Here is a 15,134-nt window from a genome sequence, read left to right on the forward strand (position 1 = left end):
GTGCTCGAAATCGCCGGGTCGCTGCTCGATGCCCTCGACCGGGGGCATCGGCTGGCGGTCGCGACGGTCACCCGGGTGCTGGGCAGCGCGCCGCGCACCCTGGGCACCTCGATGGCCGTGACCGACACCGGCACCGTGATCGGGAGCATCTCCGGCGGCTGTGTGGAGGGCGCCCTGTACGAGGCCGCCACGGAGGTCCTCGCCGACGGGCGGCGTCAGGTGACCGAATTCGGCGTGACCGACGACGACGCCTTCGCGGCGGGGCTCAGCTGTGGCGGAAGCATCGAGGTCTACCTCACCGAACTGGCCCCGGCGGGCGCCCGCAATGCCGTGCCGGAGCCGGTCCTGCGGCAGTTGCGCGCCGCCGTCGCCGGTAAGGCCGCCGGCCTCGCGGTGATCGTCGCCGGACCCGGCGCCGGTCTGGTCGTCGGCCCGCACGACGACGTCGACGGGGTGCTCGACGCTGTGCACGGGCTCGACGCTGTGCACGGGCTCGACGCTGTGCACGGGCTCGACGCTGTGCAGGGGCTCGACCCAGACAGCGTGCGGCGCATCCGTTCCGAGCTGCGCGCCCGCATGAGTGCCGGCCAGACCGCGCTGGGCACCGTGGCTTGCGCCGGCGGCGCCGTCGACCCGGCTGCCGCCGAGGCCAGGGTGCTCTTCCTCGTCGCCGCCCCGCCGCCGCGGTTCATCATCTTCGGCGCCGTCGACTTCGCCGCCGCGCTCTCGGCGGCCGCGAGCCTGCTCGGCTACCGCGTCACCGTCTGCGACGCCCGCGCCGTGTTCGCCACGGCCGAGCGGTTCCCCACCGCCGCAGAGGTCGTGGTGGCCTGGCCGAGCGACTATCTGGCCGACACCGCGACGGATGCGCGCACCGTGCTCTGCGTCCTCACCCACGACGAGAAGTTCGACATTCCGTTGCTGACCACCGCGCTCGCCCTGCCGGTCGCCTACGTGGGCGCCATGGGATCCCGGCGCACCCACGAGCGTCGCCTGCCCCGGTTGCGGGATGCCGGTCTCAGCGCGGCCCAGCTCGACCGCCTGCACTCGCCGATCGGCCTGGACCTGGGCGCGAGCACCCCGGAGGAAACCGCGGTGTCGATCCTCGCCGAGGTGCTGGCCACCCGCACGGGCTCCTCCGCTGCCGAACTGCGTCAGGGCACCGGGCCGATCCACCACCCTTCCTCACCCGATTCGGGCGACGAAACGGTGCCCACCCAGCAGTAGCGTTCCTGTCGAGACCATCTCATGGATCGAATGGAGGAACCATCATGACCGCCACACAAGGTTCGTCTCGCACCCAATCCGGGACCACCACGATGCCGAGCAGAGGGTCACAGTACTCGGGCTACGACGAACCCTCCGGCTGGACGGGCTGGATTGTCTTCGCCGGCGTGATGATGCTGATGATGGGCGCGTTCCACGCCATCCAAGGCCTCGTCGCCCTGTTCCAGGACACCTACTACCTCGTCGCGGAAGAGGGACTCGTCGTGCAGGTCGACTACACCACCTGGGGCTGGGTACACCTGGTCCTCGGCACCGTCGTCGTGCTCGCCGGTGTCGCCCTCCTCGCCGGGCAGATGTGGGCACGCGTGATCGCGGTGATCCTCGCCTTCGGCAGCGCGCTCGTGAACATCGCCTTCCTCGGGGCCTACCCGCTCTGGTCGTTGATGATGATCGCGATCGACGTGCTGGTGATCTGGGCGGTCACCGTACACGGCAAGGAGATGAAGCCGATGACGGCGTCGCGAGCTACTACTGTCGAGGAATGACGAACCGGCTGCCCGACGACGCAGCGGCAGAGCCGCTCTCGGCGGGCGGCCTCACCGCCTTCCTCCTCGACCTCAACGGGGCCGAAGAGAGCTATCCCTTCGGCCCTGAGGCCCGGGTGTTCAAGGTGGCCGGCAAGGTGTTCGCCATCGACAACACCCCGGTGCACCGGTCGCTGACCGAACCGACAGCGTCGATCACCGTCAAGGCGCTACCCGAAGACGTACCCAGGCTCATCCGGAGCGTCGTCGGCATCGACCCCGGCTACCACATGAGCAAAAAACACTGGGTGACGGTGCGCCTGGACGGCACCGTGCCCGGCGGCCACGTGCGTGAACTGATCGCGGACTCGCACGCCATCGTGGTGTCCGCTCTGCCCAGGCCGCTACGGCTGAGCCTGGGCGGCTAACTCGGGTACCGCGGGGGGCGTGCCCTGGGGGTGTCCCGGAGCAGCGTTGGCCAGCCGCCACAGCCGGTCACGCGACATCGGCAGCTCATACGAGCGGATGCCCAGGGCTGCGCGCACCGCGTTGGCCAGCGCCGGTGCGACCGGGTTGTACGGCGACTCGCTCATCGACTTGGCCCCGTACGGGCCCAGGTCGTCTGCGGTGTCGGCGAAGTAGACCTCGGTCACCGGCAGGTCCGCCAACTGGGGGATGTGATAGTTGCGCAGTACCCGGGTCTGCACCGTACCGGCACCGTCGAGGATCAGCTCCTCGTAGAGCGCGGTGCCGATGGCCTGCGCCACACCACCCTCGATCTGGCCGCGGCACTGCTCGGGGTTCATCACGAAACCGGCATCCGCCGACTGGATCGATTGCAGCATCCGCACCTCACCGGTGGCGGTGTTCACCGCCACCCTGAAGGCGTGCACGTTGAAGGCCAGGGAGCGGCGGGACCCGTCCTGGCGGCCGGTGCCGGTCAGGCCCGCCTGGCCGACCAGCTCGGCCAGCGGCAGGAAGAGCTCGCCGGCGCGGAGCCCTGCGGACTCCAGCGTGAAGTCCGCCGCCGGCAGGCCGGAGCGCCGGGCGGCCGCCTCGCGCAGCTGAGTGGCCAGGTCGAGTGCCGCGCCGTGCACGGCCTTGCCGGCCACCACCACGCCGGCCGAGCCGAACGCGCCGGTGTCGTAGGCGGCCGCGTCGGTGTCCGACTGCCGGATCTCGATGTTGGCCGGGCTGGTGTTCAGCGCCGTCGCGGCGATCTGGGTGTGCACGGTGGTGGTGCCGTTGCCGAATTCGGCGGTGCCCACCCGCACCAGGTAGCGCCCGTCGCCGTGCACGGTGATGGTCGCCTGCGAGAAGTGACCGCGCGGCGGGATCGTGGCGATCATGGCCGACGCCATGCCCTCGCCCACCCGCCACTCGTCGCCCACCGGTGCGTGCACGCCGTTGCCCCTGGCCAGGGCGTCCTGGGCCAGGTCGAGGCACTGGTCAAGGCCGTAGCTGGCGAAGCCGATGTCATCGCCCTCCTCGTGGGTCACCACGAGCGGGTCTCCGGGGCGCACCGAGTTGATCCGGCGAATGTCGAACGGGTTCAGGCCCAGCTCGTGCGCGAGTTCATCGAGGGCGCACTCGATGCCGTAGATGACCTGCCCCAGACCGTACCCGCGGAAGGCACCGGAGGGCGGGTTGTTCGTGTACACGGCCTGCGCATCCACCCGCTTGTTGGGCACGTTGTACAGGGCCACGGACTCGCTGGTGCCGTGGAACATGACGCCGGGGGCGTGGTTGCCGTACGAGCCGGTGTCGGAGAGCACGTCGACGGCCAGGGCGGTGAGCCGGCCGTCGGCGGTGGCGCCCACGGTGACGCCCACCCGCATCGGATGCCGGGCGGGGGAGGCGGCGAGCTCGTCGGTGCGGGTGAACTCGTACTGCACCGGCCGCCCGGTTCTGAGCACGGCGAGGGTGACGACGTCCTCGGTGAGGATCTCCTGCTTGCCGCCGAAGCCGCCGCCGACCCTGGCGGTGAAGACGCGCACCGCGTCGAGATCGAGATCGAAGATGCGGCTGATCTCCCGCTGCACCAGGAACGGCACCTGCGAGCTGGTGCGCAGCACGAGCCGCTCGTCCTCGAGCCAGCCGATGGTGGCGTGGGTCTCCAACTGGGTGTGCGCCACCCGCTGGGTCTGCCAGCTGCCGGTGACCACGGTGTCCGCGGCCGCGAGGCCCGCGGTCACGTCGCCGTACTCGCCGTGCAGCTCGGCGACCAGGTTACGGCCGGGGTCGGCCAGGCGGCTCGCGGCCGCATCCTTGTCGCCGTGCACGAGGGGCGCGCCGGGCTTGAGAGCCTCGGCCGGGTCGAACACGGCGGGCAGCAGCTCGTACTGCACCTCGAGCAGCCGGCAGGCGTGCTCGGCGATGGCGACGGAATCGGCGACCACGGCCGCGACCCGCTGGCCGCGGTGCCGCAGCACGGTGTCGAAGACCAGGCTGTCGTCCGGGTCGTCGAGCCGGCTCTCGTGCCTGGCCGAGGAGAACAGGGTGCCGGGGGAGTCGAGGTGGCTGAGCACGGCGTGCACCCCGGGCAAGGCCAGGGCGGCGCTGTCGTCGATGGCCGTGATGCGGGCGTGCGCGTGCGGGCTGCGGAGCACCGACAGGTGCAGCAGACCCGGCACCGCCACGTCGAGCGTGTACGGCTCCTGGCCGCTCACCACCCTGGCGGCCGCTGGCGCGCGCAGGGACCCGCCGACGCGGCCGTCGACGGCAGAGGTGCGGGGCGCGCGCGGCCGGGTGGGTCGCACCGGGCCCAGGCCGGAGACCGGTGCCGGCGCATCCGCAGCCCCGACCGTCTGGTCGGGATTGTGGTCATGGTCGTGCCCGCAGCCTTCGGCCGGGGTGTGCCGGTCGCGGATGGCGTCGTCGATGGCCCGGTAGCCCGTGCATCGGCAGAGGTTGCCCTTGAGCAGGCGGGGCAGGTCGTGCAGCTGGTGCTCCTGGATGGTCGACGCCGTCACGATCATGCCGGGCGTACAGAAACCGCACTGGAACCCGGCGGCATCGATGAAGCGTTGCTGGATCGGGGCCAGGTTCGCAGGGGAGCCGATGCCGGTCGCCGTGGTGACCTCGCGATCCGCGGCCCGGTACGCCGGGTAGATGCAGGAGTGCACAGGGGTGCCGTCCACGAGCACCGAGCAGGCCCCGCAGTCGCCGGTGTCGCAGCCCTTCTTCACCTCGAAGTGCTCCTGCTCGCGCAGATAGGTACGCAGGGCCTGGCCGGCCGCGGCGGGCGCGTCGACCTGGCTGCCGTTCACGGTGAGTCTCATGCCCGGCTCCCGTCCTGGGTCGGGTTCGCGGGTCCGTTACCGCTCGAGCCCCGGGGTGGGTCCGCGGGTTCGGCCAGCTCCAGACGGATCTCCTCCGCGAGCAGCCCGCTCACCGCGCGGCGCCAATCGGCCGCGCCGTGCGCATCCGTGAACCAGGCGTCGATGGCGTCGATGTCTGCGGCCAGCACGGCCGCCTCCGGCAGCGCGGGGTACCGCAACTGCACCGGCCGCACGGTACCGCCGGTGACGGTGAGAACGACGGCGCCGTCGGTGTCGAGCCGGCCGATCAGCACCGCGCCGGAGCGGCCGAGCGGGGACAGAGCGATCTTGCGGTACGCCGTGCGGGCGGCCATCGCCGCGGCGGGTACGTGGATGGAGCGCAGCACGTCACCGGGGTGCAGCACCGTGGTGGTGTTGCCGGTGACGAAGTCCACCGCGCGCATGCGCTCATCGGTGCCGTCTGCGCGCCAGATCAGCACCTCGGCGTCGAGCGCGGCGGTCAGGCAGATCATCGGTCCGGCGGGCAGCGCGGTGCACAGGTTGCCGCCGACCGTGGCGACGTTCCAGATCTTGAACGAGCCGAACAGGGCCGTGCAGGCCTGGTGGAAGACGGGGTGGGCGACCCAGCCGGGCTCGGCGGGCATCCGGGAGAGCTCGGCGAGGGTGCAGGTCGCGGCGATCTCGAGCCCGTCGGCCGTGACGGTGAGCGCCGGCCAGCCCATGGTCTGCAGGTCGACGAGCCCGGTGAGGTGCACGCGCGGGTCGGCGAACAGCTCAGAGCCGCCGGCCAGGGGCTCCACGGTGGCGCCGAGGGCGGCCAGGTCGGCGCGACTGCGGGCCGGGGTGACGGTCAGAACGGTGGTGAGGTCCATCCGGTCTCCTGTGGTCATGGATGCGGGGCATCCAGGTGTCGTCGGGCCTGTGGGCTCCGGCGAGGGGCGACCGTTGCCAGCCGCCGACATCCCTAGTCAAGCGCAGCTTTGTGTCGGCCATGTAAACCGCCCCTCGCGCCCTCAGCCGATCCCCAGTTTCCCTGGCCGTCCGGGTGGCCGCGCCGTCGGTGCTCGGTCGTAACTGTGCCCCGTGCGGACAATTGCGCCCGGTGCGCCGGGACCATTTGTCCGGTACGGGCACAGTTCGGCGGCGAACCGGCCGGATGCGGCGTCAGCCGAGGGCGGCGACCCACTCCGTGCTGCCGTCGACGAAGCCCTGTTCCTTCCAGATGGGCACGCGGGCCTTGATCTCGTCGACGAGGGCGGCGCAGGCCGCGAAGGCCTCGGCCCGGTGGGCGGAGGCGACGGCGCAGGCCAGGGCGACGTCACCGATGCCCAGGTCTCCCACCCGGTGGGCCGCGGCGATCCGGCAGCCCGGGTGCGCCATGGCCACCTCGCGGGCGACCTCGTCGAGCACACCCTGGGCGCTCGGATGCGCGCTGTAGCGCAACCAGGTCACCCCGCGGTCCTCGTCGTGGTTGCGCACCACACCCGCGAACGACACGACGGCGCCGGCGGTGGCGGCGGCCACGGCATCCGTGCACTCATCGACCGTGATGGCGGTGTCATCGACCCTCGCGAACAGCACCGGGCTCTCGCTGGGCGTTGCGGTGGTGTTGGGCTCGGTCGGGGGAGCGGTCTCGGTCTCGGTCTCGGCTTGGGGCGCCGGCTCGGGCGCGGGCTCAGTGGCCATGCTGCACCTCCTGGTCGGGGCTGGTCTGGTGGGGATCGGTCGGGTGCGTGCCGAGTGCGGTGGGTCCGGCGGTGCTGCGGATGGTGCTGCCGGTGGTGCTGGCGGTGGCGCTTCCGGCGGTGCTGCCGGTGTGGTCGGCTCCGCGCACCTGATCGACGAGGTGGTCGAGCACGTCGGCCAACATGCCGAGGCCGTCGCGCACTCCGCCGGGGGAGCCTGGCAGGTTGATCACGACGGTGCGCCCGCGGGCCACACCCGCGTGCCCGCGGGAGAGCACGGCCAGGGGGGTGGATGCCGTGCCGCGGCGGCGCAGCTCCTCCATGATGCCGGGCAACTCCCGGTCGAGCAGCGGGCGGGTCTGCTCTGGGGTCTGGTCGGTGGGGCTCACCCCGGTGCCGCCGGTCGTGACGACGAGGTCCAGTCCGGCCTCGATGGCGGCGGCGATCGCGTCGCCCACTGGCTCACCGTCGGCCACGACGGCCCGGTCGAGCACCAGCCAGCCGTGCTCACGCAGCCAGGTGTCGATGAGGGGTCCGGTGCGGTCGGGGTAAACCCCGGCCGCCGCACGGGTGGAGGCCACGATCACCTGGGCGATGCGGCCCTCGGCAGGAGCCGTGCGGGGCTGCGCCGGGCCGGTACGCTTCGCCGGCCGGGGCGGCCGGGGCGGCCGGGGCGGCTTGGGCTGCGACGGCTGGTGCTGCGCGGCCGCGTTCATTCGGCGCTCCAGTCGCCGCTCTTGCCGCCGGACTTGGCCAGCACCCGGATGTCGCCGATGACGGCGTGCTTGTCGACCGCCTTGATCATGTCGTACAGGGTGAGCGCCGCCACGGACACGCTGGTCAGCGCCTCCATCTCGACGCCGGTGACCCCGGTGGTCTTCACCGTCGCGGTGATCACGACGTGATCCTCGCCTGGCACGAAGTCGATGGTGGCGCCGCTGATCGGCAGCGGGTGACACAGCGGGATCAGCGCGGAGGTTTGCTTGGCGCCCATGATGCCGGCCACCCTGGCCACGGCGAGGGCTTCGCCCTTGGGCAGCTGCCCGGTGAGCAGCAGGGCGATCACGTCGGGCCGGGTGCTGAGGGTCGCCGTGGCGGTGGCCCGCCGCTTGGTGACGGGTTTGTCGCTGACGTCCACCATCAGGGCGGCGCCGTCGGCGCGCACGTGGCTGAGTTGGCCCGGCCCGGCCGTGTGCCCGGTTTCCTCGACCCGGGGAACAGGAGCGCGGCCGGGTGTGGTCTCTGGTGTCTGGTCAGTCATCGATACTCCAATAGTCCACGTGGGTGCCGGCCGCGACGGAGCCGACCCCGACGGGCAGGTGAACCAGCGCCGTCGCGGCGGCGTAGGCGTGCAGCAGATGTGAGCCGGGGCCGCCCACCAGGTCGAGGGCGCCGTCCGGGCGCAGGATGCCGCGCCGCAGCTGGTGCTTGCCGGCCGGCGATTCAACGGGCTCGGCCAGCGGTGCCCGGCGCAGCTCGCGGTCGGGTCGGGGTAGTCCGGCCAGCCGACGCAGCACCGGGCGGAGGAACACCTCGAAGGAGATCAGGGCGCTCACCGGATTGCCGGGAAAGCTGACGACGGGCAGGGTCGCCTGGGCCGCGGTGTCCCGTGCGCCGCCGCTCCGGGCGTTCCCGCCCGCCGTGCTGCCCGGGCGGCCGATCTGGCCGAGGCCCTGCGGGCCACCGGGTTGCATGAGCACGTGCTGGAAACGCACGCCCAACGGTGCGAGCGCGTCCCGCACCACCTCACGGGCACCGGCACTGACCCCGCCGACCGTGACCAGCAGATCGGTTTCGCCGGCGTCGGCCAGGATGGCGAGGAGGTCGGCCGCGTCGTCGGAGCGGCAGGGACTGATGGTCACCGTGCAGCCGGCATCCCGCAACGCCTGGCCGAGGATGACGCTGTTGGAGTCGTAGATCTGACCGGGCGCCAGGGTGTCGCCGGGTTCGCGGATCTCGTGGCCGGTCGCGATCAGCAGCACCCGGATGCGCCGAAGAACGGGGACCCGGGTGACGCCGGTGCCGGCGAGAACCCCGAGCTGCGCGGGGCCGAGCAGCGTGCCGGCGGCGAGGAGGTTCTCGCCGGCGCGCACATCGCTGCCGGTCGGCCGCACGAAGGTGCCGGCGGTCACCGGCGCGACGAAGGTCACGGTGCGCCGCGGCGCGTCGGCGGCGAGGAAGCGCGGCGGATCGGCCTGCTCGATCGGAACGACGGCATCCGCCCCGGCCGGGATCGGGGCGCCCGTCATGATCGGGGCCGCCTCTCCGGCCGCCAGCGGGCTGCCGGCATCGCCCGCGTTGATTCGGCCGGTGACGGTGAGCGACACCGGTGTGTCGGCGGTGGCGGCCGCCAGGTCGACGGCGCGCACGGCGTACCCGTCCATCTGCGAGTTGTCGAATGGCGGCAGCGAGACCGGTGCGGCGACGTCGGCGGCCAGGACCCGGCCGCCGTAGCGAGACGGGTCGGTGAACAGTTTCGAACCGGAGAGGTGCAGGGTTTCTGCGGCACGCCCGTGGAACAGCGGCGCCAGCAGCGTCGCCACGGCCTCCCGGTGCTCATCGATCGTGCGCGCGCTCATATCCCCATCTTGCCGCACCGGGTGCCTGGCGGCGCCAGGAGACGCCGTCGACGGAAGGATCCTCGCCGGTATATCCGTGGATACGGTTCTAGAATGTGCTTCATGTCGCAAATACGGATCAAGGACGCCGCCGGCTACCTCGGGGTGAGCGATGACACCGTGCGCAGGTGGATCGACCAGGGCACACTCACCGCCGGTGTCGATGCGTCCGGCCGCAAGGTGGTCGACGGCCTGGCCCTGGCCCAGCTGGCCCAGGCCAACGCCCTGGTGCCCGCCGACCCGTCCGGAGCCGCAAGCTCGGCGCGCAACCGGTTCGTCGGCCTGGTCACGAGGGTCACGAGCGACACGGTGATGTCGCAGGTGGAGCTGCAGTGCGGCCCCCACCGGGTGGTGTCGTTGATGAGCACCGAAGCCGTGCGCGAACTCGGGCTGGTGCCGGGGTCGGTGGCGGTGGCCGTGGTCAAGGCCACCACCGTGATCGTCGAGACGCCGCGGGGCCAGTCATGAGACGACGCGCCACGACGGTGCTCACCCTGGCGACGACCGCGCTCGCTCTCACCGGCTGCGCGGCCGGATCCGGCACCGCCGGCGCCGAGGGCACCGGCACGCTCACGGTCTTCGCCGCTGCCTCCCTCGCCGGCACCTTCACCGAGATCGCCGGGGATTTCGAGGCCGACAACCCCGGCGTGACCGTGCGGCTGACCTTCGGGGGCTCCGCCGATCTGGTCAGCCAGGTGTCGGAGGGCGCACCGGCCGACGTCATCGCCACGGCGGATGCCGCCACCATGACCAGGCTCACCGAGACGGGTCTCGTGGCCGGCACCGGCTCGGTCGTCTTCGCCACGAACACCCTCGAGATCGCGGTGCCGGCCGACAACCCGGCCGGCATCCGCTCGTTCGCCGACCTCGCCGCACCCGGTCTGGCCCTGGTGATCTGTGCCCCGCAGGTGCCGTGCGGCGCCACCACGGCGGCCGTCGCCGCGGCCGCCGGTGTGCGCCTGACCCCGGTGAGCGAGGAGAACTCGGTCACCGATGTGCTCGGCAAGGTGCAGAGCGGTGAGGCGGATGCCGGCCTCGTCTACGTCACGGATGTCGCGGCCGCAGGCACCGACGTGCTCGGTATCGAGTTCGCCGAGTCGACCGCCGTGGTGAACGAGTACCCGATCGCGGTGCTGGCCGAGAGCACGCAATCACAGCCCACCCGGTCGGTGGGCTCCCTGGCCGGTGACTTCACCCGCTTCGTCACCGGCCCGGCCGGCCAGGCGATACTTCGGGAGGCCGGCTTTGGCGCGCCCTGACCGCTCCGTGTCCCCGTCCGCTCAGCGGGCCACCGGCGACCGGGCGGGCCCGGCCATGCTCGGTGTGCCCCGCTGGACCCTGGTCGTGGCCGCCCTCGGTGCGCTGCTGATCGTGCTGCCCCTGGTCGGCATGCTGCTCACGGTGGACTGGCTGCAGTTGCCCGCGCTGATCAGCTCGCCCTCCGCCGTGGCCGCTCTGGCCCTGAGCCTGCGCACGGCCGCGGCGAGCACGGCGCTGTGCGTGCTGCTCGGGGTGCCGATGGCGCTGGTCCTGGCCCGCACCCGGTTCCCCGGCCAACGCCTGGTGCGGGCCCTCGTGCTGCTGCCCCTGGTGTTGCCGCCCGTGGTGGGCGGGCTGGCCCTGCTGGCCACTTTCGGCCGCCGCGGCCTTCTCGGCGAGACCTTCGAGGTGCTCGGGGTGCAGATCGCGTTCAGCACCACGGCCGTGATTCTCGCGCAGACCTTCGTCGCCCTGCCCTTCCTCGTGCTCAGTGTCGAGGCCACCCTCCGCGCCTCCGGCGCCCGGTACGAGGCCGTCGCCGCCACCCTCGGTGCCGCCCCCGGAACGGTCTTCCGCCGGGTGACCGTGCCGCTCGTGCTGCCCGGCCTGCTCTCCGGCGCCGTGCTGGCCTTCGCCAGGGCGCTGGGCGAGTTCGGGGCGACACTCACCTTCGCCGGCAGCCTGGAGGGCGTCACCCGCACCCTGCCGTTGGAGATCTACCTGCAGCGCGAGAGCGATCCGGATGCCGCGATCGCCCTGGCCCTCGTGCTGGTCGTCGTCGCCATCGTCGTGATGGTCGGCACCCACCGGCCGGAACGTGCGCGATGAGCGGCCTGATCTGTCACGCCGTGCTGGCGGGGCGCGGCCTCGACGTGGACTTCGAGGTGGCCGAGGGGGAGACCGTGGCGCTGCTCGGGTCCAACGGAGCCGGCAAGTCCACCGTGGTGCAGATCCTCGCCGGGCTCCTGCGCCCCGACCACGGCCGCGCCACCCTGGCCGGGCGGGTGCTGTTCGACGACGCCGGCACCTGGCTGCCGCCGCACACCCGCGGAACGGCCCTGCTCGCGCAGGAACCGCTCCTGTTCCCGCACCTCTCCGTGCGCGACAACGTGGCCTTCGGGCCCCGCAGCGCCGGGGCGACCAGGGCCGGCTCCCGGCTCCTCGCCGACGAGTGGCTGGCGCAGGCCGAGGTGGCCGACCTGGCCGATCGGCGCCCGGCCGAGCTGTCTGGCGGGCAGGCGCAGCGGGTGGCCGTTGCGCGCGCGCTGGCGGCGCATCCGTCGCTGCTGCTGCTCGACGAGCCCATGACGGCCCTCGACGTGGCGGCCGTGCCCGCCCAACGGATGCTGCTGCACCGCGTGCTGGCGGACCGCACGGTGATCCTCGTCACCCACGACCCGCTCGACGCGCTGGCGCTGGCAGACCGGGTGGTGGTGCTCGACGGCGGCCGAATCGTGGAGACCGGACCGACCAGGGCCGTGTTCGCCCGGCCGGGCACCGACTTCACCCGCGCCCTCACCTTCGGGCTCGATCTCGGCCGGTGACGCCGCACCCCCACCTTGAAGGGGCATCCGCCGCGGCGTATCGTGCCTCGCGGGCGACTCACGAAGGGTGGAACGATGGGAAATCTGGTGGTGCAGCAGTTCGTCACGGCCGACGGGTTTGCGGCCGACGCCGACAACGAGTTCACCGCATACGAGTTGCTCGAGGGTGGCACCGCGGAATTGGACCGCAGCCAGGCCGACTGGCTGGACAGCGTCGACGCCATGGTCTTGGGCGCCAGGACCTACCGCATGTTCGTCGGCTACTGGCCGACGCCGGCGGCGGCGGGCGAGATCATCACCGCTCCGTTGAACGCTCTGCGCCGGCACGTGTTCTCCCGCACCCTGCAGCACGCTCCATGGGGCGAACAGGAAGCCGCGACGGTCGAGTCCGGCGACGCCGTCGACGCGATCCGCCGCATCAAGGCCGAGACGGACGGTCTGGTGGTGCTGTGGGGCAGTCTGAGCCTGAGTGACACCTTCTTCGCCGCCGGGGAGGTCGACGAGGTACGACTCGTCATCCTGCCCGTCGTCATCGGTGCCGGTCGAGGTGCTTTCCCCGCCGCGGGTGATCCCCGGATCCTCGACCTGCAGGCCGCGCGCACCTTCGACCGGGGGCTCGTCGAGCTGCACTACGCCGTGAGACCGGCTCCAGAGTGGTGAGACCCGCTCCCGAATGGTGGGAAGAGACCTAAACTGACGGGGTCGGGCGGCACGCGCCCGCAGCGACGAGAGGACCACCACGATGCAGGTTCAGGTGCGCTACTTCGCCGCCGCCAAGGCGGCCACCGGCGTGGCCGAGGAGTCGCGGGATCTGGCGGACGGCGCCACGATCGGCGCCTTCCTGGACGACCTGGACAACACCTCAGCCGCGGTGTTCGCTCGGTGCTCGTTCATCGTGAACGGGGCCGCCACGACGAACCGAGCCCTGGTGCTGCAGCACGGTGACCAGCTCGACGTGCTGCCCCCGTTCGCCGGCGGCTGACCGCCCGCGACAGGGAAGCGCCTCGCCTCACGGGGTGACGACGGGAAAGTCCGGATCCGGCGCATCCAGCAGGGCGAACAGTCGCGGCAGCACACTGGCATCCCCGGTCATGTCCACCCCGCTGAACGACCCGCTGGCCACGCACTGCACCAACCGTGACCGGCTGATCCGCACGTTGAGGTCGGCCGTGCGCGGCTTGGCCACCGGAAAATGGATCAACGCTCCGTGGCTCAGCTCGAGCCGGTACAGCTCTCGCGTGTCGGTGATCACCCAGTTGATCGCGAAATCCTCGTTCCAGGCCCGCGGGCCCACGACACGGATGGCGAGGGTGTCGAAGAGCTGGGTCACGGTCAGCACCGAGAGCAGGCCGGCTGCCGACACCCCGGTGCGCCCGACGCCGTAGCGCAGTTCGTTGGCCCCGGTCAGGTAGACGTTGCGCCAGGTCGCGTTCTCGGCGCCGAGTCCCAACCGTTCCAGCCCGGTCGCCAGCAGTTCCCTGGCCGCGGGGTCGCCGGGGTCGGCGAACACGGCGTGGCTGGCCAATTCCACCGAGAACCGCAGGTCGCCCGTGTCGAGGTAGCGGCGGGCATGCTCGACGGTGGCCGCCACCCCGCCCAGCACGTCGACATACCGGGTGGCGGCCGCTGCCGGCGGATGCTGCCACAGGTGCGCGGGGTTGCCGTCGTACCAGCCCAGGTAGCGCTGGTAGATCGCCTTGACATTGTGGCTCACCGAGCCGTAGTAGCCGCGGGCGTGCCAGCGGCGGGCCAGCGACGGCGGCACCTCGAAGTTCTCGGCGATCTCGCTGCCGATCAGGCCCTGGTTCATCAGCCGCACCGTCTGGTCGTGCAGGTAGGCGTACAGGTCGCGCTGTTCGGTGAGGAACTCGAGGATCGCCGCCGTTCCCCAGGTGGGCCAGTGGTGCGACGCGAATTCCACGTCCGAGCGGTAGCCGAACAGTTCGATGGCCTCGCCCAGGTACCGCGACCACATCCGCGGGTCGCGCACGGGCGCGCCCCGCAGGGTGAGCAGATTGTGCATGGTGTGGGTGGCGTTCTCGGCCATGCACAGGGCCCGGTGGCGAGGGAAGTACAGGTTCATCTCCGAGGGGCACTCGGTGCCGGGGGTGAGCTGGAAAACGATCGGCACGCCGTCGAGCACCTCCTCCTGACCGGTGCTGGTGATCGACAGGGTGGGGACGACGAGCCCGACGCTGCCCGTCGAGGCGCCGGCGCCGAGCCCGATACCGACCCGGCCGGTGGCGCTGCGGGCGAGCGGATGCCCGTCGTAGTAGTAGCCGCGCCGGAACATGGCCGAGCCGGCGTAGACGTTCTCCGACACGGCGTTGTCCATGAAGTGCTCGGGGGCGACGACCGGAATGCTGCTGTCCGGCTCGATCACGCCGAGCACCCCGCCGAAGTGGTCGACGTGGGCGTGCGTGTAGACCACCGCGGTCACGTCGCGGTCGCCGCGGTGATCGCGGTAGAGCGCGAGGGCCGCTGCGGCGGTCTCGGTCGAGATGAGCGGGTCGATCACGATGATGCCGTTCTCACCCTCGACGATGGTCATGTTGGAGAGGTCGAAGCCGCGGATCTGGTAGATCCCCGTCGTCACCTCGTACAGGCCGTGCCTCATGTTCAGTGCACTCTGCCGCCACAGGCTGCCGTCCACGGTGTCCGACCCGTCGCCGGCCAGGAAGGCCAGCGAATCCATCTCCCAGACCACGCGACCGTCGTCGGCGTAGATGACCATCGGGTCGATCGTGCCCAGGTAACCCCGGTCGACGGCCGCGGTATCGCCGGCGGTCGCTGTACCGGCCGGGTTACCCTGGCCGGTGGGTCCGCGGCTGGTGTTCTTGCCGGGGTTCTGCCTGCCGCGTGTGCCATCGCCCATGATGACCGCCTCTCTCGATGCCGCGAGGCCGTCATGGCACCCGTTGGGCACACCATAACCGGGCCGTCACCCGGCAACTAGGCTCGGCATCCGCCGCTGCCCAGCCCGACAGGATGACGG

Annotated in this window: 15 protein-coding genes and 1 pseudogene; 9 read left to right on the forward strand and 7 right to left on the reverse strand. The window is 71.9% G+C overall.

Annotation, left to right across the window (positions count from 1 at the left end; all coding sequences use genetic code 11):
* From K2F54_RS02140 to K2F54_RS02150, 3 genes are read left to right on the forward strand one after another with little or no spacing between them, the layout of a single operon-like run.
* Positions 1-1,227, forward strand: a complete 1,227-nt coding sequence (locus tag K2F54_RS02140; protein ID WP_220604201.1) for an XdhC family protein — start codon at positions 1-3, stop codon at positions 1,225-1,227.
* A 44-nt stretch (positions 1,228-1,271) separates the two neighbouring features.
* Positions 1,272-1,772 carry a DUF7144 family membrane protein gene (locus tag K2F54_RS02145; protein WP_255576613.1) on the forward strand — a complete coding sequence of 167 codons (501 nt, stop codon included), beginning with the start codon at positions 1,272-1,274 and terminating at the stop codon, positions 1,770-1,772.
* Positions 1,769-2,179 (forward strand): MmcQ/YjbR family DNA-binding protein, encoded by a 411-nt coding sequence (locus K2F54_RS02150; RefSeq protein ID WP_220604202.1) that lies wholly within the window; start codon positions 1,769-1,771, stop codon positions 2,177-2,179. The genes K2F54_RS02145 and K2F54_RS02150 overlap by 4 nt, the downstream gene beginning before the upstream one ends.
* On the opposite strand, the gene K2F54_RS02155 is transcribed toward K2F54_RS02150, so the two are convergent.
* The 6 genes from K2F54_RS02155 to K2F54_RS02180 form a co-directional block, all read right to left on the reverse strand.
* Positions 2,156-5,032 (reverse strand): molybdopterin-dependent oxidoreductase, encoded by a 2,877-nt coding sequence (locus K2F54_RS02155; RefSeq protein WP_220604203.1) that lies wholly within the window; start codon positions 5,030-5,032, stop codon positions 2,156-2,158. The two genes, K2F54_RS02150 and K2F54_RS02155, sit on opposite strands and share 24 nt — an antisense overlap.
* Positions 5,029-5,922 (reverse strand): FAD binding domain-containing protein, encoded by an 894-nt coding sequence (locus tag K2F54_RS02160; protein WP_255576614.1) that lies wholly within the window; start codon positions 5,920-5,922, stop codon positions 5,029-5,031. The genes K2F54_RS02155 and K2F54_RS02160 overlap by 4 nt, the downstream gene beginning before the upstream one ends.
* 274 nt (positions 5,923-6,196) lie before the next feature.
* Entirely contained in the window at positions 6,197-6,718 is a 522-nt protein-coding gene (locus K2F54_RS02165) for a molybdenum cofactor biosynthesis protein MoaE (protein WP_220604204.1), read from the reverse strand.
* The gene (locus K2F54_RS19485; protein ID WP_220604205.1) at positions 6,708-7,433 is read right to left on the reverse strand and encodes a MogA/MoaB family molybdenum cofactor biosynthesis protein; all 726 of its coding nucleotides are present in this window, start codon (positions 7,431-7,433) and stop codon (positions 6,708-6,710) included. Before K2F54_RS19485 ends, K2F54_RS02165 begins: the two co-directional genes overlap by 11 nt.
* Positions 7,430-7,858, reverse strand: a complete 429-nt coding sequence (moaC, locus tag K2F54_RS02175) for a cyclic pyranopterin monophosphate synthase MoaC (protein WP_255576630.1) — start codon at positions 7,856-7,858, stop codon at positions 7,430-7,432. The genes K2F54_RS19485 and moaC overlap by 4 nt, the downstream gene beginning before the upstream one ends.
* Before the next feature lie 112 nt (positions 7,859-7,970).
* The gene (locus tag K2F54_RS02180) at positions 7,971-9,296 is read right to left on the reverse strand and encodes a molybdopterin molybdotransferase MoeA (protein WP_220604207.1); all 1,326 of its coding nucleotides are present in this window, start codon (positions 9,294-9,296) and stop codon (positions 7,971-7,973) included.
* A gap of 102 nt (positions 9,297-9,398) precedes the next feature.
* Between K2F54_RS02180 and K2F54_RS02185 the strand changes: the two genes are divergently transcribed.
* From K2F54_RS02185 to K2F54_RS02210, 6 genes and pseudogenes are all read left to right on the forward strand, one after another.
* Positions 9,399-9,803 carry a TOBE domain-containing protein gene (locus tag K2F54_RS02185; RefSeq protein WP_220604208.1) on the forward strand — a complete coding sequence of 135 codons (405 nt, stop codon included), beginning with the start codon at positions 9,399-9,401 and terminating at the stop codon, positions 9,801-9,803.
* Positions 9,800-10,594, forward strand: a complete 795-nt coding sequence (gene modA / locus K2F54_RS02190; protein ID WP_220604209.1) for a molybdate ABC transporter substrate-binding protein — start codon at positions 9,800-9,802, stop codon at positions 10,592-10,594. Before K2F54_RS02185 ends, modA begins: the two co-directional genes overlap by 4 nt.
* A gap of 55 nt (positions 10,595-10,649) precedes the next feature.
* Positions 10,650-11,423, forward strand: coding sequence for an ABC transporter permease (locus K2F54_RS02195; RefSeq protein ID WP_220604411.1), 774 nt, complete (start codon positions 10,650-10,652; stop codon positions 11,421-11,423).
* Positions 11,420-12,130, forward strand: a pseudogene (locus K2F54_RS02200) (sulfate/molybdate ABC transporter ATP-binding protein); the annotation flags it as partial. The gene K2F54_RS02195 and the pseudogene K2F54_RS02200, both read left to right, overlap by 4 nt.
* A gap of 84 nt (positions 12,131-12,214) precedes the next feature.
* The gene (locus tag K2F54_RS02205; RefSeq protein ID WP_220604211.1) at positions 12,215-12,799 is read left to right on the forward strand and encodes a dihydrofolate reductase family protein; all 585 of its coding nucleotides are present in this window, start codon (positions 12,215-12,217) and stop codon (positions 12,797-12,799) included.
* Between the two features lie 82 nt (positions 12,800-12,881).
* The gene (locus K2F54_RS02210) at positions 12,882-13,121 is read left to right on the forward strand and encodes a MoaD/ThiS family protein (RefSeq protein WP_220604212.1); all 240 of its coding nucleotides are present in this window, start codon (positions 12,882-12,884) and stop codon (positions 13,119-13,121) included.
* Positions 13,122-13,148: 27 nt separating this feature from the next.
* Here K2F54_RS02210 and K2F54_RS02215 read toward each other — a convergent pair whose 3' ends face one another.
* A complete protein-coding gene (locus K2F54_RS02215; protein ID WP_220604213.1) occupies positions 13,149-15,014 on the reverse strand; it encodes an alkyl/aryl-sulfatase in 1,866 nt (621 codons plus the stop codon).
* Positions 15,015-15,134: the final 120 nt, after the last annotated feature.

Source organism: Cryobacterium inferilacus, from assembly GCF_019599185.1.
GTDB lineage: Bacteria > Actinomycetota > Actinomycetes > Actinomycetales > Microbacteriaceae > Cryobacterium > Cryobacterium inferilacus.